Here is a 25420-nt window from a genome sequence, read left to right as displayed (position 1 = left end):
TTATGAACTTTTCTGTTCAATTTATATAGACAACAATATCTCCATCGAACGGAAACACGCGTTCACAACAGACAACAATCGGAGAAACTAAAATGAAACTACTACAAGTCGATTTTGAATATCATGGCCCTATGGGCGCAGAGATGTCTAAAGCATTAGTTGGTCTAGCGGAGTCAATTAATCAAGAGCCTGGCATGATCTGGAAAATCTGGACGGAAAGCGAATCTGAAAAGCTAGGTGGTGGTATCTATCTTTTCCAAGATGAGGTCAGCGCACAAAATTACCTAGACATGCATGCTGCTAGGCTGAAAGAAATGGGCGTAGCAGAAGTACGTGGCGTTATTTTTGACATCAATCAGCCACTGACTGAAATCAATCGTGGGCCAGTAGGTCTGTAAGGAACCGCTATGACGAACAGACTGTTTTTAACCTTACACGGCAGCATCTACACTGTGTTTGCATTCGCACTGTTTTTTCTGCCAACCATGATGTGGCCAATGTATGGCGTTGAGATTAACGATAAGTACGCTTACTTCCTGTCACAACACACAAGTATCTTTCTCGGAGGCGTAGCGGCAGTAAGCCTGTTTTTAAGAAAAATAGAGCACAAGGAGACAATGCAACAGCTACTCAAAGCTCTGCTTGTCACCAATCTTCTCGGTGTCGTAATAACTGGCTATGCTGGATTGACAGGGATCTTTGTCGGCTTCGGTTGGAGCGATCCGGCCTTCTTCGCTCTGTTGTCACTATTGAGCTATTGGCAGTTGAGTGCCCAAAAGAATTGAAAACAGTGCACTTTGGGCATGGTCTAAAAGCTACGCCCAAAGTTGTCCTATTTCGTCACGATAAACTTACTGTAAGTGCTAACTTTACCGTTGATGTATTCGATTCCGCAGTGAATGTTTTCTAGGTTACTGCCAACGATTTGATACTCAACAATAAACTCACCACTTATGACTTTTATAAACAAGAAGCCTTCCATCACTTTCCACAAGCCCTGAAGCGACTTGTCACTGAAGAGATCTTTCTCCGACAAAGTACCGTTTGGGTTGAGCCTAATCTGTGAGGCAAAGCCATCAACATTTACTTTTACCCAAGTCTGTTGGTGGACTTCATAACTTAGAATTTTTCGGCGCTGTTTCACCCACTCTTTTAGCTCTTGTTCTTGGGTAGGAGTTAAGCTTGGTAGATCTTCCATCTCCAGTAGAGTGTGGTGTTTTTCGTACCAAAACAGTTGTAAGTGAAGCAGTTTCATTCTTGTATGCAGCTTATAGATAGGAAAGTCAGCGCAACTGTGCTCCAACTCAGACTTGAAGTCAAATCTTATGCATTCGATTGAAAATGCGCAGTGCAATACGGGGGGCTTGCACTGCACTATCCCATAAAGGGGATGAAGGGCGCTCTGATTGAGCGCCGGAGCATGATGCCCTTGTGCTAGGCACCTCTATTCAATGCTAAGCTGCAAATAGCTTTGGCAAGCCAACATGATCACAAGCTTGATTTAGCCGACGCTGAGCAGTGACAATATTCTGTTTCCAATTATCATCCTGAGCCCACATTTCAATGACCAAAGGGACGACGCATTCTGTCTTCTTGAGGGTATCGAATATCGAGTTGAAATCGACCTCGCCTTCGCCGATAACCAAATCGCGAAATTGCCCTTTATAATCTGAAGTCACTCGATAGGTGTCCTTAAGGTGAATTTGAGTGATGTGTGGTTTACTCAATTTCAGCTCAGTTACGATATCGTAGTTCCAACCAGAGATGTTGCCAACGTCAGGGTAAGCCGTAAAATAAGGAGAATCGACCTCTCGGCTTAATACCTCAAATTTACTTAATGAATTCAGGTAGTCGGTATCCATAATCTCGACAGCAAGCATGACACCGGCTCTTTCAGCTAGCTTCGCTGACTGTTTCATTCCTTGAATAAACCGCTGGTGAGTCGCGTGATTGGCTGGCTCATAATAGACATCATAGCCTGCTAGCTGAATCGTACGCACGCCTAGTTTGTATGCCAATGAGATCGCTTTCTCCATATGCAGTAAGGCTTGCTCGCGAGTTTCAGGATCAGCTGAGCCGAACGGGTATTTGCGATGAGCGCTTAAACACATCGATTGAAGAGGAACCCCATAACGTTCGCACTGGTGACGCAGAGCATAAATGGTTTCATCATCCCAATCTAAGCGGCTGCGACGTTCGTCAGATTCATCCACAGAGATCTCTAAAAAATCGAATCCTAGCTCTTTGGTCGTTTTAAGCTTTTCTTCCCAACTTAGCTCGTTAGGTAGGGCCTTTTCATACAAACCGACTCGGTGGCGTTGAAGATTTTGATACATAGACGACTCCTAGTTCCAGAAGCGGTCAATTTGAGCACGAAGTGCTTCAGCGGTTTGCTTACCCTGCTCACCCGCTAGAGCTCGACCCGCAATAAAAGTTTTGGCCTTGATACCCTCAAATAGGTAAAGATCTTCAGGCACGATACCGCCAGTGATCGATAACTCTAGACCAAGTTCAGACAAGGCACGCATTTTTTCCAAGTCTTGTTCGGTCCAGCCAACTCCTGCCAACTCTGCGTCACGAGAGCGGTGATAAATGGCTTGTGAGACACCTAAATCAACCCAATCTTGAGCGTCTGCCATTGTCCAATTACCGTAGATCTCAATCTGAATTTCGCCCTTGTGTTGATCCGCGACTTTCTTGCACGCTTCTATAGTTGCAATATGTGCGGCAGCGGAAACCGTAATCCAATCAGCTCCCGCCTCGAAGGCCATTTTGGCTAGAATGGCTCCGCCGTCTGTCGTTTTCATATCGCACACTAAAATATGATCAGGGTGATTAGCACGCAGAGTCGAAACCGCATTCATGCCCTCAGCAAATGCGAGGATAGTGCCCACTTCAATCACATCAACAAAGCTTTCAACATTGTTCGCCACTTCAATGGCTGCAGGTAAATTAGTTTGGTCTAGGGCGATTTGAATCATTGGTTTTGTCATTATCGTTATCCTTTAATTTTTTCACGTATTAGACGGGCCAAGCCATCTTGATTGTTATCTGTCGAGCACACGAGTTTGGCGTGTGACTTCACGGTGTCGTCGGCATTGCGCATTGCGACACCTAAATTGGCGTATTGAAGCATTGAGATATCATTGTGATTGTCGCCAACCGCGATCACATGATTTGCGTGGTAACCAAGTTCAGAGACATATTCAGCAAGACGGAGGCCCTTGCTGTTTCCTTTTGCGGCAAAGTCAATTCGGTTTGACCAAGAGCGCTCACCATTGAACTGTCGCTCAACCCAAGGGTGTTCCAACAATCTCTCCACTGAGCTTGGGCATCCCTCAACAACGAACTTCCATACATGCTCTGTCTGTTTTGCTGTTTCACTGAATGAGTCAACCTTGTATATCTTCGGGCGGTGGGCTTGTGGTGCAGTTTTAGCCCAGCTTTCCAAAGCTTGCATGTAGGTTATCGGGTTGTAGTTCGAGTAAGTCATGGCGTCAGAAATGTACATAACCATCTTGACTTGAAACTCGCGCGCCAGCTCAATAAATATCTGCGCATCTTCCTTATCAATCGAGTTCTGCTTGAGAACCTTCTCATTGGCATAGTCATAAACGTACGTGCCGTTACAGCAGATTATTGGAGTGTCTAGTTCAAGCTCGTAGTAATAAGGCCTAGCAGCAGTATGATGACGCCCTGTTACCACGACGACTTTACAGTGCTGCTTGGCTTCTTTAATCGCGCGTTTAACTTCAGGATGGATAGTGTGTTCATCTGTTAGCACTGTTCCATCTAAATCTAATGCTAATACCTTGTACATGGGCTCTTCCTCCAACAAAGATTAACGCTGACCGTAGTAAGCATTTTCACCGTGTTTACGCAGGTAGTGTTTGTCAGAGAGCTCTGGCTGAATTTTAATGCCACTATTCAGCGAGCGAGTTGACAACGCCATTGCCGAAATCTCTTCCAGTACTACGGCATTGTGAACCGCATCATTCGCGTTCTTGCCCCAAGAAAATGGCGCATGCCCTGCCACAATCACGCTAGGAACTGCCATAGGCTTAATGCCGCGTTGCTTGAACTCTTCAATGATAACGAGCCCAGTATTTTTCTCATAAGCCCCTGAAATTTCATCGTGAGACAACTTACGGGTGCAGGGGATATCTCCGTAAAAGTAGTCGGCATGAGTGGTACCGAGTGCGGGAATATCAATCCCAGCCTGCGCCCAGATAGTGGCACTACGTGAGTGAGTGTGCACTACGCCACCAACCTCTGGAAACGCTTTATAGATTTCAATATGCGTCGCTGTATCACTCGAAGGATTTAGTTTCCCTTCAATAATTTGGCCTTCTAAATCCACGATAACCATGTCGTCTTCGGTCATGGCATCGTACTCAACACCGGAAGGTTTGATTGCCAATACACCAAGTTCGCGATCTATTTCCGAAACGTTTCCCCAAGTGAATGTCACTAAGCCGTATTTCGGCAGCTTGAGATTGGCTTCGAAGACACGTTGTTTTAGTGCGCTATACATAGTTTCTCCTTACGCCGTTTCCGCTAGCGCTTCATCAATAACGTCAAACACATCAGTTTTAGTTCTGCAGCGGCGCAACTTGTTAAGATCAACGCCCGTTTCACTATCTTCGTCATCAAGTACCGTGGTCACTTCCATTAAGCCTTCCATATGCTCATCAGAAGAGCTTCCAGCTAACGTAATCAGTACATCAACAGGCTCATCCTCCCCTTCAAAGAACACAGGCTCTTCGAGAGTAACGAGCGCAAAAGCCGTTCGAATTACGCCATCTTCTGGGCGAGCGTGAGGCAGTGCCAAGTTAGGTGCAATGCAGATGTAAGGGCCTAGTTTCTCTACACTGTTGATGATCGCCTCATGGTAGCTTGGCAAAATCGCACCGGATGCGGTCAGCATGTCTGTACCAATGGTGATAGCTTCACGCCAATTAGAAGCAGAAGCTTGTAGTTTGATTGAGTTGTTGTCGATCAGTGATTGCTTAAAACCCATTGTTCTATCTCCAGTGAAGTGCCAGCAATAACTGGCACTTAGTTATTGTTATTGGTTGTTTGGTATAGAGGTTACTTTGCTCCAGCGAAGTTCTTATCGATGATTTCTAATAACTCATCACCAAAAGAGTTCGGATTGAGCATGTTCTGTACACCCAAGACAAACTTGCCTTCGCCTGGCTCCATTTCAGCAGATAAGTGTTTCGATGAGACGATGATGTCAGTCGACGCAAGCTTAGACTTGTAGTCAGATACCGCACATGAGTCCATGACATGAGGGATACCTTTTTTCTCTAGGTATTTACCAATCTTCATCTTCATCATCATTGAAGAGCCTTGCCCATTCCCACATACCGCTAAGATGCTTACTGGGCGAACACCGTCGCTCGCTTTGATTGCTTGCTCTACCGCTTCAATCACTTCAGGTTCTTCTGTAACAGAAACAACGCCTTGCGCATCTTCTTCTGCTCGAAGTTGTTTGGATGCAAAAAACATGTATACCAGTGACAGTGCGACTAATACCCAGAAGAAGGCTTTTGACATTGAGATACCGGCAAAGATAGGTGGGAACACTAGAGCCCAGTCAGCCATACCCATCCAACCACTGAACTCCACACCATGATTACTAATCAGCTGAATAGCCCAAGCGGAGCCAACCACTTCGATAATACCCATCACGAAACAGATCTTCATAACCGCTTTCCAGCCACCAAAGTGGTTAGCGAAGACACCAATTGTTGCGTTCGAGAAGAACATTGGAATGAAACCTGGAATGATCATGATTGGAGAGTCAGCAAGTAGCAGCGCGCCAACAGCAAGGAATTGGCCAATAGCACCCCACATGAAGCCAAATACCATAGCGTTAGGAGAAAACGCGTAGATCGCAGCACAGTCGATAGCCAATACTGCATTTGGAATCACGCGTTCAGAAATACCCTTAAATGCTTCTGACAGTTCAGCAACGAACATACGAACACCAGCAACGATAACTTGAATCGCTACGGCAAACTTCAAGCCTGTTTCTAGGATGTAGATTGTCCAGTGCGTTTTACCCGCCATTGTTTGTAGGTTATCTAGGCCAAACGACAGCAAGATAATGCCAAAGAAAACCGTCATAACGATCGCTGTTGCAGCGATACTGTCATGGAAGATATGCAGCCATTTAGGCAGTTCGATATGGTCTACACTATCGTTCTTATCGCCAAGTTTTGGTGCAATCTTAGTCGCGATCCAAGAAGCAACCTGCTGTTGGTGACCAATAGAGAAACCAGCCCCCCCCGTTACTTCCTCAGTAGGCTTGAACATGATATTGGAAGAGATACCCCAATACAGCGCCATTAACACTGCTGAATATAGGATGGTCTCCCACATTGAAGCGCCAAGGATGAAGTAGAAAACAGCAACCAAACCTGCCTGTTGGAACATGATATGCCCAGTCAGCATAATGGTGCGAATGCCAGTGAAGCGGCGGAAAAGGACGAGGAGAATGTTAATGCCTAACGCTAGCAGTACTGCATAGCCAACCCAGGAATACATGTCTCCCATGTTTTCCATCGTCGCCATCATGGTTGTATATGGGTCAATAACGGATCCAGTCAATCCATGATATTCCGACAACTTTTCAATGACGGGTTTAAACCCCTTAACCAATGTGCCCGCACCAACTTGGACTAGCATAAAGCCAACAATCGTTTTGATTGAACCTTTGATTATCGTCGTAGGATCGCGTCTCAGCAGCCAATAGCCAATAAAAGTAACGAGACCAAGCAGCAAGGGGGCTTTGGTCATTACTTGGCTGTAAAATATATAGAAGATGTCGTATAAGAACTCCATATCTTTACCCCTAATAGTATTTGTAATTTTATTTGGTTCGTAGGACAGAACGTTTTCAACTTAATGTGTGAAATACGCTCTCTTTTGCTCACGAATTAAACTTTAACAATCAAAAGTAATCATTCAATGCTCATTTGTGATTATTTTGATTTTTATCAATTTTACCCTCGTTCAATGGCTGTTTTTGGGTCACCGATCACACCAAAACCACTAAATATTTAAAAATCAGCAACTTATAATTATTTGTGATTTATGGCATATTTTTGTTTCATGGTTATTTGACAATCAAACTGATGATTATTAGAATCAAAACAAATCACAAGCAATCACCAAGTAATCACAACACTTGAAAAGGTGATAAGAATGAACGAAGTACAAAGACACGACGGTATCTTGTCGTTATTAGAAGAAAATCGGACGATCAACGTCTCGCATATCATCAACAGCTTTAATGTTTCTCCTGCGACAGCTCGTCGCGACATTTCAAAGCTCGATGAGTTGGGCAAATTACGTAAAGTTCGTAACGGTGCTGAGCGTATTGAGAGCCAAAAGAAAAAGTGGTCACCACTAAACATCAACAGTACTGAGCACTATGAAGAGAAGTCTCTTATAGCCTTACGTGCCGCTGAGTTGTGCGACTCAGGAGATAGCGTGGTCATCAACTGTGGTTCAACCGCATTTTTACTGGGCCAAAAACTGTGTGGCCAAGATGTACAGATTGTCACCAACTACTTTCCATTGGCGAGCTATCTAATCAATGAGGATCATGACGATGTGATCATTATTGGTGGCCAATACAATAAAGCGCAAAACATCTTTCTTAACCCTGCTCCTGATTCGTTGGGTGGGTACGCGGGTAACTGGATGTTTACCTCAGGCAAAGGCTTAACGGAAGCAGGGCTTTATAAAGCAGACATGCTTACCGCTGTAGCAGAGCAGCAAATGCTTGAGCAAATCGATAAGTTAGTCGTGGTAGTGGATAGTTCAAAAGTGGGTCAAAGAACAGGGATGGTTTTCTGCCCCGCGAGCAAGATTGATATCGTTATAACCGGCAAAGATGCCAACCCTGACGTTGTCAAAGCGATTGAAGCTCAAGGAACACAAGTCATTCTGGTTTAACACCACCCAATAGATAAATAACACCATAAATTGCTCAGTGTCTTAATCTCATATTAAGACGCTTGGCTCCCTACATCCTAAATAAATCAAATTTCGTGAAATTAAAGGTACTGTTATGAGTAAAGTGAATGAAATAACCCGTGAATCTTGGATCTTAAGCACTTTCCCTGAGTGGGGTACATGGCTAAACGAAGAGATCGAAAACACTGTAGTAGAACCAAGTACATTCTCTATGTGGTGGCTAGGGTGTACTGGGATCTGGCTTAAAAGTGAAGGCAATACCAATATTTCGATCGACTTCTGGTGCGGTACTGGTAAGAAAACGCAAAAGAATGCGTTCATGAAAAACCAACACCAGATGATGCGTATGGGCGGTGTAGAAGCGCTTCAACCAAACTTGCGTACTGCAATTTTCCCACTTGACCCATTTGCGATCAAAGAGATCGATGCTGTACTCGCCTCTCATGATCACGCTGATCATATTGACGTCAATGTTGCCGCGGCAGTTCTACAAAACTGCCCTGAGCACGTTAAATTTATCGGCCCGCAAGCTTGTGTCGATTTATGGATGGGCTGGGGCGTTCCAGAAGAGCGTTGTGTGGTAGCAAAAGTTGGTGATGTATTAGAAGTGGGTGACATGAAGATCCGCGTTCTCGACTCATTTGACCGCACTGCACTAGTAACACTTCCAGAAGGCACATCGTCGTACGATAAAGAGATCTTGGATGGAATGGACAAACGTGCCGTCAACTACTTGATCGAAACAACGGGTGGTTCCGTTTATCACTCTGGCGACTCACACTACTCGAACTACTACGCATCACATGGTAACGAGTACCAAATTGATGTTGCATTACTTTCTTATGGTGAGAACCCTCGCGGTGTCACTGATAAAATGACTTCATCGGATATTCTCAGAGCGGCTGAGTCACTAGACTGTGAGGTCGTAATGCCATTCCACCACGACATCTGGGCCAACTTCCAGAATGACCCTCGAGAAATTGAAGTGCTATGGAACATGAAAAAAGATCGTCTTCAGTACAGCTTTGCTCCGTTCTTCTGGCAGGTTGGCGGTAAGTACACATACCCAACAGACAAAGGGCGTATGCATTATCAACATTTCCGTGGTTTCAAAGACATCTTTAAAAATGAACCAGAACTGCCATACAAGGCGTTTCTATAACCGTCCCCATATCTTCCAAGCCGAGTGTTTGTCCACTCGGCTTTTTCGATTATCGAACCTAATCCCCACCTAACACTCACCTCGCCTTTTACAGCTAACCTGCGTAGAATACGCGCTCTTTTCCCATTCACGAGCAACTATAGGCAGTCAGTTTGCACACAGTAGAACAACTTAAAAGCGGAGCGCTTGCAGGCATTCAGCGTCTTCAACTTTCTGAACAATTAACCGAGTTACCACAAGAGATCTTAGCCTTGGCTGATACGTTGGAAATTCTCGATGTTTCAAACAACCTTTTAAGTGAACTGCCGGAATGGCTCACTGAATTACAGCAACTCAAGATAGTATTTGCTTCCAACAACCGCTTCACTCATCTGCCACTGGTTTTAGGTCGCTGTGACAAGCTTGAGATGGTCGGTTTTAAAAGCAACCAAATTGTTCGTGTCGCCGAAGAGTCATTGCCAGAGCAACTACGTTGGTTAATTCTGACCGATAACCAGATCGCTAAGTTGCCAGAATCTTTGGGCCACCGCCCGCGCCTGCAGAAATTAGCCTTGGCAGGTAACAAACTGACCTCACTACCCAACAGCTTTAGCCAGTTGATCAACTTAGAGTTAGTGCGCCTGTCTGCAAATCAACTTCAGTGCTTCCCTAGCGTATTACTTGAGCTTCCTAAACTGGCGTGGATGGCTTTTGCAGGCAACCCTTTCTGTGAAAGAACCAGTCTTGAAGAGAGTGTTCCACAAGTTGCTTCAAGCGCTTACAAACTTAATCAGGTTTTAGGGCAAGGGGCATCTGGGGTGATCTCTCAAGCGAATTGGCTCGACGCCGATTTCGACTTCCCAGCCAATGTTGCGGTAAAAGTGTTTAAGGGGGATGTAACCAGTGATGGCTACCCTTGCGATGAGCTGCAAGCTTGCCTGCAAACAGGTCACCACAACAACCTTGTGAAATCTATCGCTCAAGTAAACGAGGACAATCACCTTGCCTTGGTGATGGAGTTGATCCCAGATAGCTACTTCAATCTTGGTCTACCGCCAACATTACAAACCTGTACACGAGATGTTTTTGGGCAAAACTTCACCCTTTCGGTCAGTCAGATTGAAAAGATTGTCGACCAGATGATGGATGTGTTTAATCACCTACACGATAACAAGGTATGTCATGGTGACCTCTACGCGCACAATGTGTTGATCAATGAACAAGGTGAAATGATATTTGGCGATTTTGGCGCCGCATCAGTCTACGACTACTTAACCGAAACCCAACAACGCGGTATTAGAAAGATTGAAGCCCGCGCTTTGGGGCACTTTATTGATGATCTACTTTCGGTGTGTAAGCCGATCGAAACACAAACTGCGGCCTACAAAAGCTTAAAGAACCTCGCCTTAATCGCTGGCTAAACTGCTTTACAAAGAGCGCTAGTATTCCATGCCTATTAGCGCTCTTTATCACGGTCAATCTCTTGCTGAAGAGCTTCAAGTTGCTCAAGTACGGCGAGAAACTTCTCCCCAAAATCCGTCACCTGATATTCCACCCTTGGCGGCAACTCGTTGTAAACCACTTTATCTAAAATACCGAACTCGACATTACGCTTTAGACATTGGTTTAGCACCTTAGTCGACAGCCCTTCAACACTACGTACCATCTCTCCAGGACGATTGATGTCTGCAGCAAGCAATTGATAAACCGTTAGTGACCATTTGCAGCCATAGATGGTTTCGACCATCCGTGCACTGCTTTGAGGAGCGACTTTCCTCGGAAATTTTTTTTCTTTGTTATTCATAAAGATGTACCAATAAGTACCTACCCCACCAGTTAGTACTTACTATCTAACGCCTTGGTATATGGATAGTATAAGTACCAACAAAATAACCAAAACGATAAGAAACTGGAATATTCTTATCTAAATAATCCCATTACCTGATGCCGATAACACTGCCTTAAATTGAACAAGTAACGGGAAGGAGAAAAGTATGCTCAATATGAATTTTGCTGAGCGAGTCGTGATTGATACTCAGTCTATGCCTTGGATCGCCAGCCCTGCCCAAGGTGTTTGGCGTAAACCACTCGAACGTGAGGAAGCAGAATCAGGCCATACGACAAGTATCGTACGCTATGAAGCAGGCTCTCAGTTTAAAACCCACCCTCACCCAATGGGTGAAGAGATCTTTGTATTAGAGGGGGTGTTCTCCGATGAAAATGGCGATTACCCAGCAGGGACTTATTTACGTAACCCACCGGGCAGTAGCCACGCTCCATTTAGCGACAAAGGCTGCGTTATCTTAGTCAAACTAAATCAATTTGATGCCCGCGATAGTGCGACAGTACGAGTCAATACAAACACACAGCAATGGCTTGCGGGGATTGGTGGGCTAGAAGTGATGCCCCTGCATGACTTTGAGCATGAGCATGTTGCCTTAGTTAAATGGCCAGCCGGAGAAAGGTTTCAACCACATAAGCATTTTGGTGGTGAAGAGATCCTTGTTCTCAGTGGCAAATTCTCCGATGAACACGGGCAATATCCACAAGGTTGTTGGATACGCAGCCCGCATATGAGTGAGCACTTTCCTTACGTCGAACAAGAAACCGTGATCCTAGTAAAGACAGGCCATTTGCCTCTGGGGGTTTAGCCCAATGTAAGGGCATCGGCTTAGCGAATACCTTTGTTAAAAAGCGATCATCGACCACCCGCTATATCAATAAAAGAGCCAGTGACGAACGACGCTTCATCAGACAGTAGCCAAGAAATAGAGTTCGCCACTTCCAATGCCGTTCCTCCGCGGCCTAGTGGAAGTTGTGGCCCAAGTCTATCGACTCGTCCTGGCTCACCGCCATCGGCGTGCATCTCAGTGTAAATACAACCTGGTCTGACACCATTAACACGGATATTTCGCGACGCAAGCTCAAGTGACAGCCCTTTGGTTAACGAATCCATCGCGCCTTTAGAGGCTGCGTAGTCTACATATTCAAATGGCGCTCCTGTTCTTGACGCAGCGGAAGAGACGTTAACGATAGAGCCATTACTATCAAGCTGATTGATAAACGCCTTACAGCACAAAAAGCAGCTTATGACATTAGCATCCATTACCTTCTTGAATCGTTCTAGGTCAATCTCGCTCAAGGTTGATTGAGTAAACAGAATACCTGCATTGTTCACCAAATGAGTGACCGTGCCATAGCGCTGGGTAACTTGGGCAAACATAGCTTCAACTTGCTCTTGGTCTGAAACATCAGCCTGAATCGCGAACGCATTTCCGCCTTCGGAAGTAATCTGCTCAACCACTTCATCAGCACGCTGGTGGTTTTTAAGATAATTGACCGCGACGGCATAGCCTTGGCTTGCAAGAAGTTTTGCGGTTTCAGCGCCAATACCCCTACCCGCTCCCGTTACAATAACCACTTTATCCATTTGATTTCCTTTACTCTTCAATTCCAATTAAGGTGACTTTACAGTGTAAAATCCGTTGGCTCTTGCATCTTCTCTACGCCAGCCATTAAACGCTCTACCAACAAACTCAGCGCCTTAGGTTGATAGCGCCTTTGCTTATACACCAAGTAGGCTTGCCTAACACTGCGTTGATACTGAGGCAGCACCCTAACTAAGTTCATCCCTTTATGCACATGTCTGAAAGGCAACGACGCCACACCTAAACCTTTCTCTACCGCGCCACATACCGCCAAAATATCATTGACGATCAGCTTAGGCTTCACGCTCATCACATCAACCAGATGCTCTTGCTCATACACGGAAATGTCTAGAGCATGATCAACGCTAACCCAGTCAAGCTGACTCAAAGAGGCAAGATCGTTAACCTCCCCTACTTGGGTTAAGTACTCAGGACTGGCAAAAAAGGCATGGCGAGCTTTAAATAAAGGTCTGGCGATCATGTCATTCATCTCAGCCAAGTCGAATGTGATCAGCAAATCTCGGTCAGTCTGCGGTACAGCTTGCTCTTGGCTAAGCACCAAGTCGAGCGATACTTTGGGATAATCAACCAAAAACTGCTCGACCACCTCCCCCACAAAGGCTCGATAAAAGTTGTGTGGAATAGCGAGCTTTATCTTGCCCGACACTTCCTGCGTTTCAGATAGCATTTGCCCGAAGCCAGACTCGACCGATTCCATTCCACTTCTAAGCAACTCAAAGGCTTCTGAGCCACTTTGTGTTGCAACGAGCTCTCTGCCCTTCTTTTCCAATAACCGCGTGTTGAGGCGCTGTTCAAGCGCAGATAAGCGGCGTGACATGGTCGAAACCGGAAGCTGAAGCTTTTTAGAAGCCGACAGCAAAGAGCCTTCTTCCACCACACTACAAAACAAATAGAGATCATCCATGTTTCCAAATATGGAATTCATACTTCTATACCTGCTTATTTTTTTCACTATTGGATAGTTATATCCTTAAATACATCAGAACAACAACAAGAAGAGGAGAATTTATGAGCCGCAAACATTTTTGGATTTCCGCCCTGCTTTCGTCTTTGACCATGGCCATCATTATGTCGGGATTAATTTCTGGCTATAAATTGGGTTTCAGTAGCGAGTGGCCAGCGATTTGGTTAGATAGCTTTCTTCTGGCATGGCCGGCAGCGCTAACACTTAACTTGACTGTCTTACCGCAAATTAGAAAGTTGTCTAACTGGTTAGCTAACACAAGCGCAGTCTCGCAGGCTTAAAGCGTTTAAAAAACAAAAAGGGGACCTCATGTCCCCTTGTCATATTTGTTCGTACCACTATGGCGTGATAATACCTTGCAGCTCCTGCTCTCTTTGAGCCGTTATCCAGTTGAGGCATTGCTCTTTTAACTGTGGCTCGACTGAGGCAATCAAGCGACATGTCGCATCACGATGTTTAATCCACTGTCTTTGCACTTCTCTTACATCGTCAGCTTGTGGTTTTGGCATCGCATAGTCTTCAGATGGCAGTTTAAGCGCACTCATTAGCTTTTTGTACGTCGTATTTAATTGGCTATCTGTTTCACTGAGTGGCGTGGAAACGGCCTCTATATCACCTTGAATGGCTTTATCTAGCGTTGAAAGGTAAAGATCCTTCTGCGATTGAATCGAGTCTATTATCCAAGCAGTACGCCCCGTACCACCATGCATTTCTTCTTGCTGCGCTTTGAGCGTGACATAATCTTCCATCTCTTTATAGGCGAGATTCAACAGAGCTAGGCTCTCCTCAGGCAGTTTTTCAGTTAATGCGGAAAGCTCACTTTGGCGACGTTTCTCCTGCTCTACGGCATCCCTATCAGCGCAATACCCTGCCCCCGCGCCACTGGTCACGTAATGACAAAGGTTAAAAGGCACCACTTGATCTTTTTTCCAATGCTTATAGTAATCGGTCACCGCGAATGACAGCTCAGCAGGCACATCCCCCCCACGCGTGATCAACCAAAACACAAGTTCTGGATCGGGTTTACCAAACTTACTTCCCTCTGTTGAAGCTTGTTCAGCTAACTCCCACACATCGTAGAAGGGCCAATCTCCATCTTCATCCTCTACCTGATAAGTTTTAAAGAACGCATCAGGGTCACGCTCGGGGACTTCGGCAGCGTAGGTCAGTACTTGCACCTTTTCTTGTTCGTCATAGAGAGACAAACTAGGATTTGTCTGTTTGGCTTTATAGTAAGTCTCTAGTGCGCTTTTAGGGTCAGACATTCTAATGCTGCCTGCGCGGAAAAAGATCTTATCTAGATAGTATTTTAGTGCCTCTTGATGACCATTCGCCGCGGCTTGCTGCAAATGGTAGACGCTATCTTCATCCGTTAAAGTGTATTGGTAAGCAAGTCTAAAGTGCGCTTCTGCACTGCCCTGATCAGCCGCCTGAGTAAACAAAGTCTGCGCTTGTTTTTTATCGCCCGCTTCATAGAGCTGCTGCGCTTTCGTCACGAGATCCAGCTCAATAGAAGCAGCGGAAAACGCCAAACTACAACCTAGTACAATCGGAATAAATTTGGTCATCATTGGTCCTTCAATAACAGAGTGAGCAGAATGAATGCTCTTTCGAGTTTGGTATCAGCCCTATTTTTAACACGCGAAAACAAAAAAAGGGATCGAATCGATCCCTTTTTAGTTTATCTGATTTGCAGCGCTTAGCGATTACAGCTCAGCGTTGTGGTAAACCTGCTGAACGTCATCACAGTCATCAAGAAGGTCTAAGAACTTCTGGAATTTCTCTGCATCTTCACCCGCAACTGGCGTGTGAGTTTGAGGTACGAAAGTGATCTCTTCTACATCAAGAGTCAGGTCTGGGAACGCACCGTTTAGAGCAGTCTTAGTTTTGAAGAACTCAGTGTGAGGAGCGAAAACTGTAATCACGCCATCTTCAAGTTCAACGTCAGTCACGTCTACGTCTTCCATCATCAGCGTTTCTAGAATGATTTCATCATCATCGCCTTTGAACTGGAATACTGCTTGGTGATCAAACATGTGTGAAACAGAACCTTCAACACCGATTTTCGCACCTGTTTTAACGAAACACTGGCGTACATCTTGGAAAGTACGGTTACCGTTGTCAGTTAGACAATCAACGATGACGCTTGTGCCGCCAGGACCAAAGCCTTCGTAGCGCGCAGGAACGTAGTCTTCACCGCCACCACCGTTTGCTTTATCGATCGCTTTGTCGATAACGTGTGCAGGAACTTGGTCTTTTTTCGCTTTTGCGATCAGGTGCTTAAGAGACAAGTTCATGTCTGGGTCTGCACCGCCATTTTTCGCGCACATGTAAATTTCTTTACCGTATTTGGAATAAACTTTAATTTTTGCGCCAGCAGTTTTAGCCATTGAGGCTTTGCGCACTTCAAAACTTCTTCCCATCGGGATGTTCTCTCTAATTCAATTTAACGCGAAGGATTTTAGCAAAAAGCGAGCACATTTCAATTTCTCGCCTTGCAGAGGAAATGGTTACGTTACGCGACGCCCATTACTCGCTTATATTTAGCTACAGACTCTAGGAATGAAGCCTTTTCTTCTTCATTGGCAATTTTGGCTGCCTCCTGATCAATCTCATCAGGCACAGCTTTCGCTTCACGAAGCTTCCAAACCAAAAATGAGGCTTGCTTATCAAGTTCAATCTTGTTTTTTTCGCTTGCAGGGAGAGTTGACAGGTTTATCGACATAGCAAAATTTAAATCTGTAAAAATATGGGGAGGGAATATACCACACCCAACGCGAATGTAGCGAGGAATTGCAGTGGGAGTGAAGGGTTAGATCAAAAAACTCTCAAAAACAAAGGGGGGCTTTCCTGTGCCCCCCTTAGGTAATCGCATATGTGTGTCACAACTAGTGCAGAATGCCTAGTTCCTTTGCCTCTTCGATAGTTAACCCACTCTCACGAATCTCTTTTAATGCTTCGATACGACGACGAGCTTCGGCAGATTTGGCACCCTTAGTCGGCTTTTGTGACTCTACTTCTTCCGTGAAGTCCCACTTGCCAGCAATTTTACTCATTTCATCATGGTCAATAGAATTAATGGACATAATAACCTCCGAACAAACCATGCTAGGGACAGGTAATCTGTAGCAAAACCTCTCGCCCCTTGTTAAGAATTTTAGCTCCATAATGTGATTGTGCTAATAGTTCAGAAACTCTTACTGTTTTTTGTATAAATAAGTTTTGCGCCTGCCGTTGTCGCACAGTACATTTAAAGGATTACCCCTACAGAAATGAAGGCGATCCGGGTCTCATTTTTTCTTCAGCGTTTTCTTCTCTAGCCCCCAGTGCTGAACACATTCTGAGCCCATTTTTCGAGTCACTTCACTGTTTTCAATCGTACTTCTTTTCACTCAAAAAATAAGAGTTAATGATAATCATTATCTTTTGTGTTTTTGAGTAAGATTATGAGTAAACTAACCAGCACGCATGCTTATCATGCAGACCCGATCATCAAGATTCGGGATTTATGTGTCGACTACATTACCGACACGGGCGACTTCAACGCGGTGAAGTCAGTCAGTTTTGACATTGGTAAAGGTGAAATATTTGGCCTTGCCGGCGAATCAGGTTGCGGTAAAAGCACCATCGCTTTTGCAATTAATCGTCTACATAAGCCACCTGCGTTTATCTCTGGCGGTGAAATTCATTTCGAGGGGCAAGACCTACTTAGGCTATCCGATAAAGATCTCGGTGCTATCCGCTGGAGCGAAATTGCTATGGTCTTTCAAAGTGCCATGAACTCACTTAATCCCGTGTTGCCAATTCAAGAGCAATTTGCCGATGTACTGCGCCACCATAGAGGCATGAGTGAGGAACAAGCCAAAGATCGCGCGGAAAAACTGCTCGATTTAGTCAACATTCCCCGAGAGCGACTCACTGAGTACCCTCACCAGTTTAGTGGTGGTATGAGACAGCGATTGGTCATCGCGATTGCTCTATCACTCAATCCAAAACTGATCATTATGGATGAGCCGACTACGGCGCTCGATGTGGTGGTCCAGCGCGAAATATTGCAGCAAATCTATCAACTACGTGAAGAGTTTGGATTCTCGGTTCTGTTTATTACCCACGATTTAGCTCTAATGAGCCAATTGTGCGATCGCATTGCCATCATGCGTCATGGCGAAATTGTCGAGGTTAATCAGTCTAAGCAAATTCGCAACAACCCTCAGCACCCATATACACAAAAACTGTGGGCCTCATTCCCGAACATTCACGAAGGTAAACATCAACAACAAGGAGCCCTCGCATGAGCCAACCCATCATTCAACTTAACAATGTGGTTAAAGAGTTCACTATTGGCGGAGGATTTGCGTCTGTTGAGCGATTTAAAGCCCTGCAAGGGATAACCCTCAACCTGCATAAAGGCCGTACCTTAGCGCTAGTTGGAGAATCTGGCTGCGGTAAGAGTACTTGCGCACGCTTGATCACTAAGGTTTACCCAACCACTTCAGGCGAGATCCTGTTTAACGGTAAGAACATCGATGAAATCACCAGTAAGAAAGAGCTGCTAGATTATCGCAGCAAGGTGCAAATGGTGTTTCAAGACCCATTTGGCTCGTTAAATCCAACCCAAACCATTGAGCACCATTTAACTCGTCCACTGAAGATACACAAACAAGTGGCAAACAAAGCCGATATCCCCGCTAGGCTGAAGGAGCTGATCGAGTTAGTGGAACTGGCTCCTGATACATTAGACAAGTACCCACATGAGCTAAGCGGCGGCCAAAGACAAAGGGTGAACCTGGCACGAGCACTCGCGGTAGGCGCTGAGGTTATACTTGCTGATGAGCCAACCTCAATGTTGGACGTCTCCATTCGGCTCGGTGTCCTCAACCTGATGCAACGGATGAAGAAAGAGCTCGGTATTGGCTTTTTGTACATTACCCACGATCTTGCGACCGCACACTACATTGCTGAAGAAACTGCCGTGATGTACAAAGGCCAGATTGTTGAATGGGGTGATACCCAAGCGATCTTAACCGATCCGCAACATCCTTACACTAAGCTACTGATCTCTGCGGTACCCGATCCCGATCTGCCATTTGGCCAATTAGTGGAAAATGAACCAAACTATTCTTTAGATGCCGATCAGATCCGTGAGCAAAGTGCGATTGTTAAAGAAGGGTTTGATCAAGTCGGACCAAATCACTTTGTAAAACAATGGGTTAAGGCAGCATGAGTCAATTAGATACGTGGGTAGAACAGATCGGGATCTGGTATCAACACCGAAAGCATGATCAAGGTAGTAATCTTGAATCATTGATCCTGTCACCTCCAGAGCAAATTTGGGGGCCGTTGATTTCCGAGCAACAGAGTAAGGCGATTGCCTGTTGGTTAGATGGTTGCCTGCGTATCTTTAATCATGCTCGTTACGACGCACCTGATAAAGCGTACCAATTTTTACAGCTGGCCTATAGCAGACTGCAAAATGTTGTTTCGAATCCGGCTAGCGAGCTAGAACTAAAAGATTGGTGTATGAAGCGCATGCAGCACCTGACAGTATTAAGCTTGGAGTTCTGCAATCAACAAAGTCATTGCAGCTGGCAGGAAGAGTCTCATCAATTGATCGATGCCCATGTTCAGTTTATGGCAGCCCATGCTTGGAATGAACCACGGAACGATGATCAAGGATTACCGAGTATGAAACACTAAACCTTCACTCCATCAATCAGTGAAACCTGCTCTGCAAGAGCTCTCCCCTGCTCCACACGATAGATTCAATGCAATAACGGAAAGATGATCAAGGGAGATTACCTTGATCATCGTTTCGTAGATAAATAGGGTCTGTTGACCTTTCGTGCTGATTTTTGCAGCAGTTTGTGGGTTCTTAATGCAAGGCAGAGGCTTTGAATTGTAGTTACTCTACCTGATAAGCCGATAACGCAGCAGAAAGGGGCCACAAACGCTGCCCGAAGGGTTCGGCTAAAAGCGTTTTACTCTTTGTTGAGAGGTGTTTTGCTTAGAGTGACTAGGCGTCAAACCTCTCGCCGCGATTAAAACGCTTTTATCTCGAACAAAATTTAACCGCGAAAGGTCAACAGACCCTAGGTAATTTACTGAATTTTAGGCAAAAAAAAGCGAGCTCGGAGAACTCGCAAAATATTCAGAATGAATGTAACAATATGAGCCAATCTATCAGGGATAATCCTATCCCTCATTCATCAGAAAGGACAAAAGGTTGTCTATTCGGGATAAATATTATCCAACTGCTCCTGAGCCAATGTCAGTGCACTGTCAGGGGAATGTAGTAGCTCTGTTTAATAGCTCAAAGAATGTAACAAGGTGTATATCAGCGTAAAAAAACACAAAAAAACCAGCGTTTGAATCGCTGGCTTCATATCTTGCCCTATTTTATGGCTTAAACGGCCACCTCATCTAGCGCTCTGAACACCGTTTCGTCTAGGTGACCTTCAAAAACTTGTTTACATACTTTACGACGAACAGCCAAGCCCGCAATTAGGCGCTCAATAGACAAATGCTTGTTCTCACTTTGACCATTGTAGAGCTCTACCATCTTGCTCAGTGTCTCGTAAGGAATCGCCTCTTGACCGACTCGGAGGTAATCAAGCTTGTCAATCAGCTCCAGACACTCTTCTTGGATTGAGCTATGGGAATGACCTGTCATAGCAGCCAAAGCCGATATAGAGCGTTCTAGAGCCTCTGAGGAGGTATATTTGGATAGAGTAATGGTAATCTCATCCGCATTGATCTCAACCAGGTGCTTACGTTGCTTAACACGACGGCCTAACTTACCGCGCGGTGAACGCTCTTTGCGTTGGATTGGCTCAAATTCACCATCGATGATCTGAGACATCTCTTCAAGCTGCTGTTTTGACACCATTTCGTTACGAAGCGGGTTTGGCAAGGTTGGTGCCATATTACGCTTACCCGCATTGGTGGTTCGGGCGCGCGAGTAACGCAAGACTTCTTCTGCATCACACTTGATATCAAATTGATAATCTTTGACTTTGCCATTTTCGATCATTGCCGAGATCGTTAGGTGGTAACCCCAAAGATTGACCAAAAACAGATCTTCGGTGCCCTTGTCTTCAGCTAGCCTTTTCAATTCACGGATCAAATCCATCGAGAAGCGACGCCATTCAATGTTTCGCGCCAGTTTCTGGTTCAACTCACTCAGTAGCATCACATCTGAATGACGACGCGACATACGGCTACGGAAGTAGCTGTACAACTGAAACACTAACGTGTGCTGCTTTAGGATTTCAGGCGGAAACAGGAAGAAATAGTCGCGCGTCAGCAGTTCTTCATAGAACGACGGCTCCCAAACTAGGATGTATAGATTTGGTTTAATGCGAATTTCGCCGTCAGCGCCCTCTGTAGGGGCTTCTTCCGATGCGGTAATGGTGCGGGCCAAAAATCTAAAACGATCGCTCTTAAAGCCTTCTGGCATGTTCTCACTAAGCCATCGACCAGTCAGCTCGTGTAACTGGAAGTCAGTAAACTCAATTCGATCAATACTGTCACGAATAGAATCACGAGCCGGACCACTGTCTTTTTTCCCACGTAGTGAAAGAATATCCGTGATATACAGCGGAGTTTTATTCGGTACATGAGTACCATCTAACTGATACTGATGTTGGTGATGTTCATGATATTGCACCGTCAAAGTGAACAGCGCGAACAAGGTCATCAGATCATCAACCGTCATAATATTTTTAGATGATCGTGTTTCGATCACTGCGCGTGTACCAGAGATCGACACCATGCTCTTTTGGTAGCTTTTGCGGGTACGTGGTGGCGCTAAAGCTTGATCTATGATACCTGCCCAATTAGTTGGTGAAACAACAAACTGATCCGCTTCATCTTTCATCGCTGGTGGCGTGTTTAAGCCATGCTCATTCAACAAGCGTTTATTGACTTGAGTTTGCGCCAGAGCTTTTGATCGCTTCTGTTTTTCCGTTTGTTTTACCGATTCTGTAACCAGGCTTGTAGCGCCTAAAACGGAGATGAGCTGGTTAGGGTTAACGAAACGATGCAGCATGGTTTTGCCTGCCAGTCCTTCTTCAAAACGAACCGGGACTTGTTGAAACAAACCAATATTGACCGCTGCGCGTAACCTTTGCTGGATAGCGGCACGGGTAACTTGGCCATCAGTCGCATCAATCAGTTCAGTGGTTGAAACTAATCCGTCTTTGCTGCTAAAGCCTCTTAGGGAGATAAGATTAAGAAGTTCGACGATACTTTTGGTAACGCCTTTGAAGTGTTGATACTGCTCTATCCAATTAACAGCAACTTCAGATACTTCAAATAAGTGTCCATCTTTGTGGCTTCTTGGCGCTTTGATCAGTAGTTTTTCGTCTGAGCTCATTATTAGATCCGTGTCACACTAGCCGTAATATCGCTATAGTTCCGAAAGAATAAAGAAAAAAAGATCATAAATAAAGAAAAAATTATTGCTTTTAAATAACTGATCTTTTTGATTAATCTGATCTTAATTGATTATATGATCTATTGATCCGAGCGTTGCCAGGCTTGTAAGTGCATGTAGATAAAAGGATTTTTTTTTAACGCTTGGAAAGCATGATCATGATAATCCCGAAAGCATGATCAATGAGTCTTTGAAAGCATGATCAAATATTACTAGAACGATGATCATCATTGATTCGAATCTATGATCAACGTGTCTATGAAAGCATGATCATCAGCCCTACACACTTTATCCACAAGACGAAGGATAACTGTTTGGGATGGACGGTGAAAGCTTGTCTTTTTCCTGTTCTCGTTTTCGAAAGAATGATCAAGGAAGAGGATGTAATTGCGGATATTGATTACTCTCTGAACAATATCTTTAGTTGAACGACAAGTTGCCTATTTTGTTGTCTCTTATTCGCTAGTCTTTAGCGTTTCGAAAGCATGATCAAGTAAATGACATCGTTCCTGCATTGATTAAGCTGTCGTTCAACAATTCGTTCTCTTAATGCCTTGTCGGCTCTTATCTCTTAGTCCATCTGCATTCGTCCGTAATTCGATGGTATTTTTTCATGCTTCCGGTAGATAGTGTTACTTGATCATTGTTCCGATCTTTGATCATTTGTTTAGGATCTAGAATCCCTTTGATTCTGTGCTGAAATTTCCTTGATCATCGTTCCCTAAGCATCAAAAGTTATCGAAAGCATGATCACCATAGCTTCCTTGATCATTGTTCCGAAGAAATGTTATCGCGCTTGGTTTTTAACATTAACTACGCTGTCTACTTGAACTGTTGTTTTCAAATTTAACGGTGTAACTTAAGTCAAAATTGCACCAGCCGTAAATTAGAGCTAATTCTTAATCGTTCCGAAGATATAGACGATTAAGTAGGTTCATTGAGTTTTTACATTGTAAATAAGTGATGCTGTAACACTTTTATTATTTGTAGGATTTGGAGGGTTTCTTAGGGATTTTTTGACAATCATTTGACCTATTTTTGCTCCTTGACGTTAAAATTCATGTCATATTTCTATTTAATGTGATTAATATCTATAATTGCATGTTCACCTTTTTATTGTATGTTGTACAAAGTGCTGTACAATAATTTCTAGGTCACTAATAACGGAATTTGGCAAATGAAACGAGAACATACGATTGAGAGTCTCATTCAGCTAGCGGAAAAAACAGCTCAGGTTCAAGCTGATCGTATTGAAATAGTGTTGGAAGAACGTAGCGATGAGCATTTTCCTCCAATGTCGAAAGCGTTGATGGAAACGCGTTCAGGCTTAACACGACGCAAATTGGACGATGCAATTAGCAAGCTTGAAGAGTCTGGTCATCAATTTACTAAGAATAATGCCAATCATTATTCTATTTCTTTGCAAGAAGCGCATATGTTGATGGATGCGGCTGGCATTCCTAAGTTTCATGAACGTAAGAATAATAGCGACAATAAGCCGTGGATCATCAATGTACAAAACCAAAAGGGTGGTACAGGTAAATCGATGACGGCTGTACACCTTGCAGCTTGTTTGGCGCTCAATTTAGATAAGCGTTACCGTATTTGTCTTATCGATCTAGATCCTCAGGGGTCGCTACGTCTATTCTTAAACCCACAAATTAGTCTGACCGACCACGACAACATTTACTCAGCCGTTGATGTTATGTTGGATAATGTGCCTGATGGGGTAGAAGTCGATAACGAGTTTCTACATAAGAATGTTCTACTGCCAACGCAGTATCCAAATTTAAAAACGGTTTCTGCTTTCCCAGAAGACGCTATGTTTAACGCTGAAGCGTGGCAACACTTATCGCAAAACCAGTCTTTAGATATCGTTAAGTTGCTAAAGGAAAAACTGATCGATCAGATTGCTGACGACTTTGATGTCATCATGATTGATACGGGCCCACACGTTGATCCACTGGTATGGAATGCTATGTACGCTTCAAATGCGTTACTTATTCCTTGTGCGGCGAAGCGTTTAGACTGGGCATCAACGGTTAACTTCTTCCAACATTTGCCAACCGTGTACGAAATGTTCCCGGAAGATTGGCAAGGGCTTGAATTTGTTCGTCTGATGCCGACTATGTTTGAAGATGACAACAAAAAGCAGGTCGCGGTATTAACCGAGATGAACTATCTATTAGGTGATCAAGTGACGATGGCGACTATTCCTCGTAGCCGCGCATTTGAAACATGTGCCGATACCTACAGCACAGTATTTGATTTGACGACAGGCGACTTTGAAGGGGGTAAGAAGACCCTAGCGACTGCGCAAGATGCGGTACAGAAAAGTGCATTAGAACTTGAACGAGTTCTGCATAGTCATTGGTCATCATTAAATCAGGGGTAATTAGAAAATGGCAATTAAAACTTCAGATTTAAACGCGAGATTATTTGGCAAGGCGAATAAGCGTCATGTCACTACACCGCAAGAAGCGCAACAAGCGGCTAAAGAACAAGCTCAGGTGATTGAACTTGCCGTTGCTGGTGAAGAGAAAGTTCAATTTGAGTTAGTGCGTATTCCTGCTGAAAAAATTGGTGAGTCAACGGTTGTATTTGCAGAAAACGCTCGTGAGCAGTCGTTCTTAAATGAGCATGCGCTATCAGATGTATTGGTTACGTTGAAAGAGCGTGGTCAGCAATATCCAGCCGTGGGTCGTCGACGCGAAGACGGAAAGATTGAAGTGCTTGACGGTAGTCGCCGTCGCATGTCATGTATTCTTGCTGACAAAGAGTTCATGATCTATGTCGGTGAAAACATCAGCACTGAACACGCGAAGTTCTTGTCTGACGTTGCTAACGCTCACAAGCCTTTATCCTTGTATGAGAAAGGTCGCGAGATGCTAGCTAAGCTAGAAAGTGGTGAAGCAGAAGATCAAAAAGCATTGGCCAAGATGTTCCAGTGCAGTGAAGCACTTGTGAGTGGCGCACTCAAAGCTGCTGATCTTCCACTTGAGCTTCTACAAGCTTACCCAAATGTGGCGGAACTTGGTCGTCCAACTATCGTTAAACTGCACAAACAATTTAACGCTTTGGAGTCAGATAAGCAGACTAAGCTTCTTAATAAGTGCAGCTCAGATGAAGGTTTTGTTTGGCAGCGTACTCAATCTCAAGGGGTGGCTCGAATCACTAAAGAAGTGACAGAAACTATCGAAGCTTGGATTGAAGAGCTATCACCAACTAAGAAATCCGCCGTGGCTAAAACAGAGTTAGTGAAGGGACGCGCAAGCTACACCCGCAAAGGCAGCAACTTGACGTTAAACTTGAAGAAGGTTGATGATGCCTTGATGCAAGAGTTACTAGACTTAGTGGCGAAAAAGCTAAACTAAGCCATCCCACTGTTTGATTCATTAAGCCGCTTTTTGCGGCTTTTTTTATGCCATAATATCGCTAAT

The 25420-nt window shown here is 44.5% G+C and carries 27 protein-coding genes; 12 read left to right on the top strand and 15 right to left on the bottom strand.

Annotation, left to right across the window (positions count from 1 at the left end; all coding sequences use genetic code 11):
* Positions 1-92: 92 nt before the first annotated feature.
* Together AC5O63_RS04735 and AC5O63_RS04730 are read left to right on the top strand one after the other, a co-directional pair.
* Positions 93-398 (top strand): monooxygenase, encoded by a 306-nt coding sequence (locus tag AC5O63_RS04735; RefSeq protein ID WP_171380939.1) that lies wholly within the window; start codon positions 93-95, stop codon positions 396-398.
* Positions 399-407: 9 nt separating this feature from the next.
* Positions 408-785, top strand: a complete 378-nt coding sequence (locus tag AC5O63_RS04730; protein WP_494504093.1) for a hypothetical protein — start codon at positions 408-410, stop codon at positions 783-785.
* Positions 786-832: 47 nt separating this feature from the next.
* On the opposite strand, the gene AC5O63_RS04725 is transcribed toward AC5O63_RS04730, so the two are convergent.
* From AC5O63_RS04725 to AC5O63_RS04695, 7 genes are all read right to left on the bottom strand, one after another.
* Entirely contained in the window at positions 833-1255 is a 423-nt protein-coding gene (locus tag AC5O63_RS04725) for a hypothetical protein (RefSeq protein WP_004746289.1), read from the bottom strand.
* Between the two features lie 199 nt (positions 1256-1454).
* The gene (locus AC5O63_RS04720) at positions 1455-2336 is read right to left on the bottom strand and encodes an L-ribulose-5-phosphate 3-epimerase (RefSeq protein ID WP_494504092.1); all 882 of its coding nucleotides are present in this window, start codon (positions 2334-2336) and stop codon (positions 1455-1457) included.
* 9 nt (positions 2337-2345) lie between these two features.
* Complete coding sequence (locus AC5O63_RS04715; protein ID WP_494504091.1) at positions 2346-2993, bottom strand: 3-keto-L-gulonate-6-phosphate decarboxylase UlaD; 648 nt, start codon at positions 2991-2993, stop codon at positions 2346-2348.
* 5 nt (positions 2994-2998) lie between these two features.
* Positions 2999-3820 (bottom strand): pyridoxal phosphatase, encoded by an 822-nt coding sequence (locus AC5O63_RS04710; RefSeq protein WP_171320346.1) that lies wholly within the window; start codon positions 3818-3820, stop codon positions 2999-3001.
* A 21-nt stretch (positions 3821-3841) separates the two neighbouring features.
* Positions 3842-4534, bottom strand: a complete 693-nt coding sequence (locus AC5O63_RS04705; RefSeq protein ID WP_494504090.1) for an L-ribulose-5-phosphate 4-epimerase — start codon at positions 4532-4534, stop codon at positions 3842-3844.
* Positions 4535-4543: 9 nt separating this feature from the next.
* The gene (locus AC5O63_RS04700; RefSeq protein ID WP_004746293.1) at positions 4544-5020 is read right to left on the bottom strand and encodes a PTS sugar transporter subunit IIA; all 477 of its coding nucleotides are present in this window, start codon (positions 5018-5020) and stop codon (positions 4544-4546) included.
* Between the two features lie 71 nt (positions 5021-5091).
* Positions 5092-6852: a PTS ascorbate-specific subunit IIBC gene (locus AC5O63_RS04695; RefSeq protein WP_004746294.1), complete on the bottom strand. Its 1761-nt coding sequence runs from the start codon at positions 6850-6852 to the stop codon at positions 5092-5094.
* A gap of 363 nt (positions 6853-7215) precedes the next feature.
* Here AC5O63_RS04695 and ulaR point away from each other — a divergent pair, with 363 nt between their 5' ends.
* The 3 genes from ulaR to AC5O63_RS04680 all read left to right on the top strand — a co-directional run bounded on the left by ulaR (position 7216) and on the right by AC5O63_RS04680 (position 10554).
* Positions 7216-7971 carry an HTH-type transcriptional regulator UlaR gene (ulaR, locus tag AC5O63_RS04690; RefSeq protein WP_239855801.1) on the top strand — a complete coding sequence of 252 codons (756 nt, stop codon included), beginning with the start codon at positions 7216-7218 and terminating at the stop codon, positions 7969-7971.
* A gap of 115 nt (positions 7972-8086) precedes the next feature.
* Complete coding sequence (gene ulaG, locus AC5O63_RS04685) at positions 8087-9154, top strand: L-ascorbate 6-phosphate lactonase (protein ID WP_367937422.1); 1068 nt, start codon at positions 8087-8089, stop codon at positions 9152-9154.
* 152 nt (positions 9155-9306) lie between these two features.
* A complete protein-coding gene (locus AC5O63_RS04680; protein ID WP_494504089.1) occupies positions 9307-10554 on the top strand; it encodes a leucine-rich repeat-containing protein kinase family protein in 1248 nt (415 codons plus the stop codon).
* A gap of 35 nt (positions 10555-10589) precedes the next feature.
* Here AC5O63_RS04680 and AC5O63_RS04675 read toward each other — a convergent pair whose 3' ends face one another.
* On the bottom strand, positions 10590-10937 hold the full coding sequence (locus AC5O63_RS04675) for a winged helix-turn-helix transcriptional regulator (RefSeq protein ID WP_494504088.1): 348 nt from the start codon (positions 10935-10937) through the stop codon (positions 10590-10592).
* A gap of 190 nt (positions 10938-11127) precedes the next feature.
* Between AC5O63_RS04675 and AC5O63_RS04670 the strand changes: the two genes are divergently transcribed.
* A complete protein-coding gene (locus tag AC5O63_RS04670; RefSeq protein ID WP_494504087.1) occupies positions 11128-11784 on the top strand; it encodes a cupin domain-containing protein in 657 nt (218 codons plus the stop codon).
* 47 nt (positions 11785-11831) lie between these two features.
* On the opposite strand, the gene AC5O63_RS04665 is transcribed toward AC5O63_RS04670, so the two are convergent.
* Both AC5O63_RS04665 and AC5O63_RS04660 read right to left on the bottom strand, forming a co-directional pair.
* Positions 11832-12563, bottom strand: coding sequence for a glucose 1-dehydrogenase (locus AC5O63_RS04665; protein ID WP_494504086.1), 732 nt, complete (start codon positions 12561-12563; stop codon positions 11832-11834).
* A 38-nt stretch (positions 12564-12601) separates the two neighbouring features.
* A complete protein-coding gene (locus AC5O63_RS04660) occupies positions 12602-13507 on the bottom strand; it encodes a LysR family transcriptional regulator (protein ID WP_494504085.1) in 906 nt (301 codons plus the stop codon).
* 83 nt (positions 13508-13590) lie between these two features.
* Here AC5O63_RS04660 and AC5O63_RS04655 point away from each other — a divergent pair, with 83 nt between their 5' ends.
* Entirely contained in the window at positions 13591-13827 is a 237-nt protein-coding gene (locus tag AC5O63_RS04655; RefSeq protein ID WP_494504084.1) for a DUF2798 domain-containing protein, read from the top strand.
* 57 nt (positions 13828-13884) lie between these two features.
* Here AC5O63_RS04655 and AC5O63_RS04650 read toward each other — a convergent pair whose 3' ends face one another.
* The 4 genes from AC5O63_RS04650 to AC5O63_RS04635 all read right to left on the bottom strand — a co-directional run bounded on the left by AC5O63_RS04650 (position 13885) and on the right by AC5O63_RS04635 (position 16632).
* The gene (locus AC5O63_RS04650) at positions 13885-15114 is read right to left on the bottom strand and encodes a lysozyme inhibitor LprI family protein (RefSeq protein ID WP_494504083.1); all 1230 of its coding nucleotides are present in this window, start codon (positions 15112-15114) and stop codon (positions 13885-13887) included.
* A gap of 138 nt (positions 15115-15252) precedes the next feature.
* Complete coding sequence (locus AC5O63_RS04645; protein ID WP_008074122.1) at positions 15253-15969, bottom strand: YebC/PmpR family DNA-binding transcriptional regulator; 717 nt, start codon at positions 15967-15969, stop codon at positions 15253-15255.
* Between the two features lie 92 nt (positions 15970-16061).
* Entirely contained in the window at positions 16062-16271 is a 210-nt protein-coding gene (locus tag AC5O63_RS04640) for a DUF3283 family protein (protein WP_171320359.1), read from the bottom strand.
* A gap of 163 nt (positions 16272-16434) precedes the next feature.
* Positions 16435-16632: a PA3496 family putative envelope integrity protein gene (locus AC5O63_RS04635; protein ID WP_004746308.1), complete on the bottom strand. Its 198-nt coding sequence runs from the start codon at positions 16630-16632 to the stop codon at positions 16435-16437.
* Between the two features lie 360 nt (positions 16633-16992).
* Here AC5O63_RS04635 and AC5O63_RS04630 point away from each other — a divergent pair, with 360 nt between their 5' ends.
* The 3 genes from AC5O63_RS04630 to AC5O63_RS04620 are packed head-to-tail and all read left to right on the top strand — an operon-like array spanning position 16993 to position 19243.
* Positions 16993-17841, top strand: a complete 849-nt coding sequence (locus AC5O63_RS04630) for an ABC transporter ATP-binding protein (protein ID WP_004746310.1) — start codon at positions 16993-16995, stop codon at positions 17839-17841.
* On the top strand, positions 17838-18770 hold the full coding sequence (locus AC5O63_RS04625) for an ATP-binding cassette domain-containing protein (RefSeq protein WP_494504082.1): 933 nt from the start codon (positions 17838-17840) through the stop codon (positions 18768-18770). Before AC5O63_RS04630 ends, AC5O63_RS04625 begins: the two co-directional genes overlap by 4 nt.
* A complete protein-coding gene (locus AC5O63_RS04620; RefSeq protein ID WP_494504081.1) occupies positions 18767-19243 on the top strand; it encodes a transcriptional regulator in 477 nt (158 codons plus the stop codon). The genes AC5O63_RS04625 and AC5O63_RS04620 overlap by 4 nt, the downstream gene beginning before the upstream one ends.
* Before the next feature lie 706 nt (positions 19244-19949).
* Here AC5O63_RS04620 and AC5O63_RS04615 read toward each other — a convergent pair.
* Positions 19950-21920, bottom strand: a complete 1971-nt coding sequence (locus AC5O63_RS04615; RefSeq protein ID WP_272787769.1) for a replication initiator protein RctB domain-containing protein — start codon at positions 21918-21920, stop codon at positions 19950-19952.
* A gap of 1237 nt (positions 21921-23157) precedes the next feature.
* Here AC5O63_RS04615 and AC5O63_RS04610 point away from each other — a divergent pair.
* Together AC5O63_RS04610 and AC5O63_RS04605 are read left to right on the top strand one after the other, a co-directional pair.
* The gene (locus AC5O63_RS04610; protein ID WP_171320365.1) at positions 23158-24375 is read left to right on the top strand and encodes a ParA family protein; all 1218 of its coding nucleotides are present in this window, start codon (positions 23158-23160) and stop codon (positions 24373-24375) included.
* Positions 24376-24382: 7 nt separating this feature from the next.
* On the top strand, positions 24383-25354 hold the full coding sequence (locus AC5O63_RS04605) for a ParB/RepB/Spo0J family partition protein (protein ID WP_494504080.1): 972 nt from the start codon (positions 24383-24385) through the stop codon (positions 25352-25354).
* Positions 25355-25420 lie beyond the last annotated feature (66 nt).

The organism is Vibrio sp. SCP2, assembly GCF_059295395.1.
Note: the sequence above shows the minus strand (reverse complement) of the source record. Positions and strands in the feature narration are given on the sequence as shown.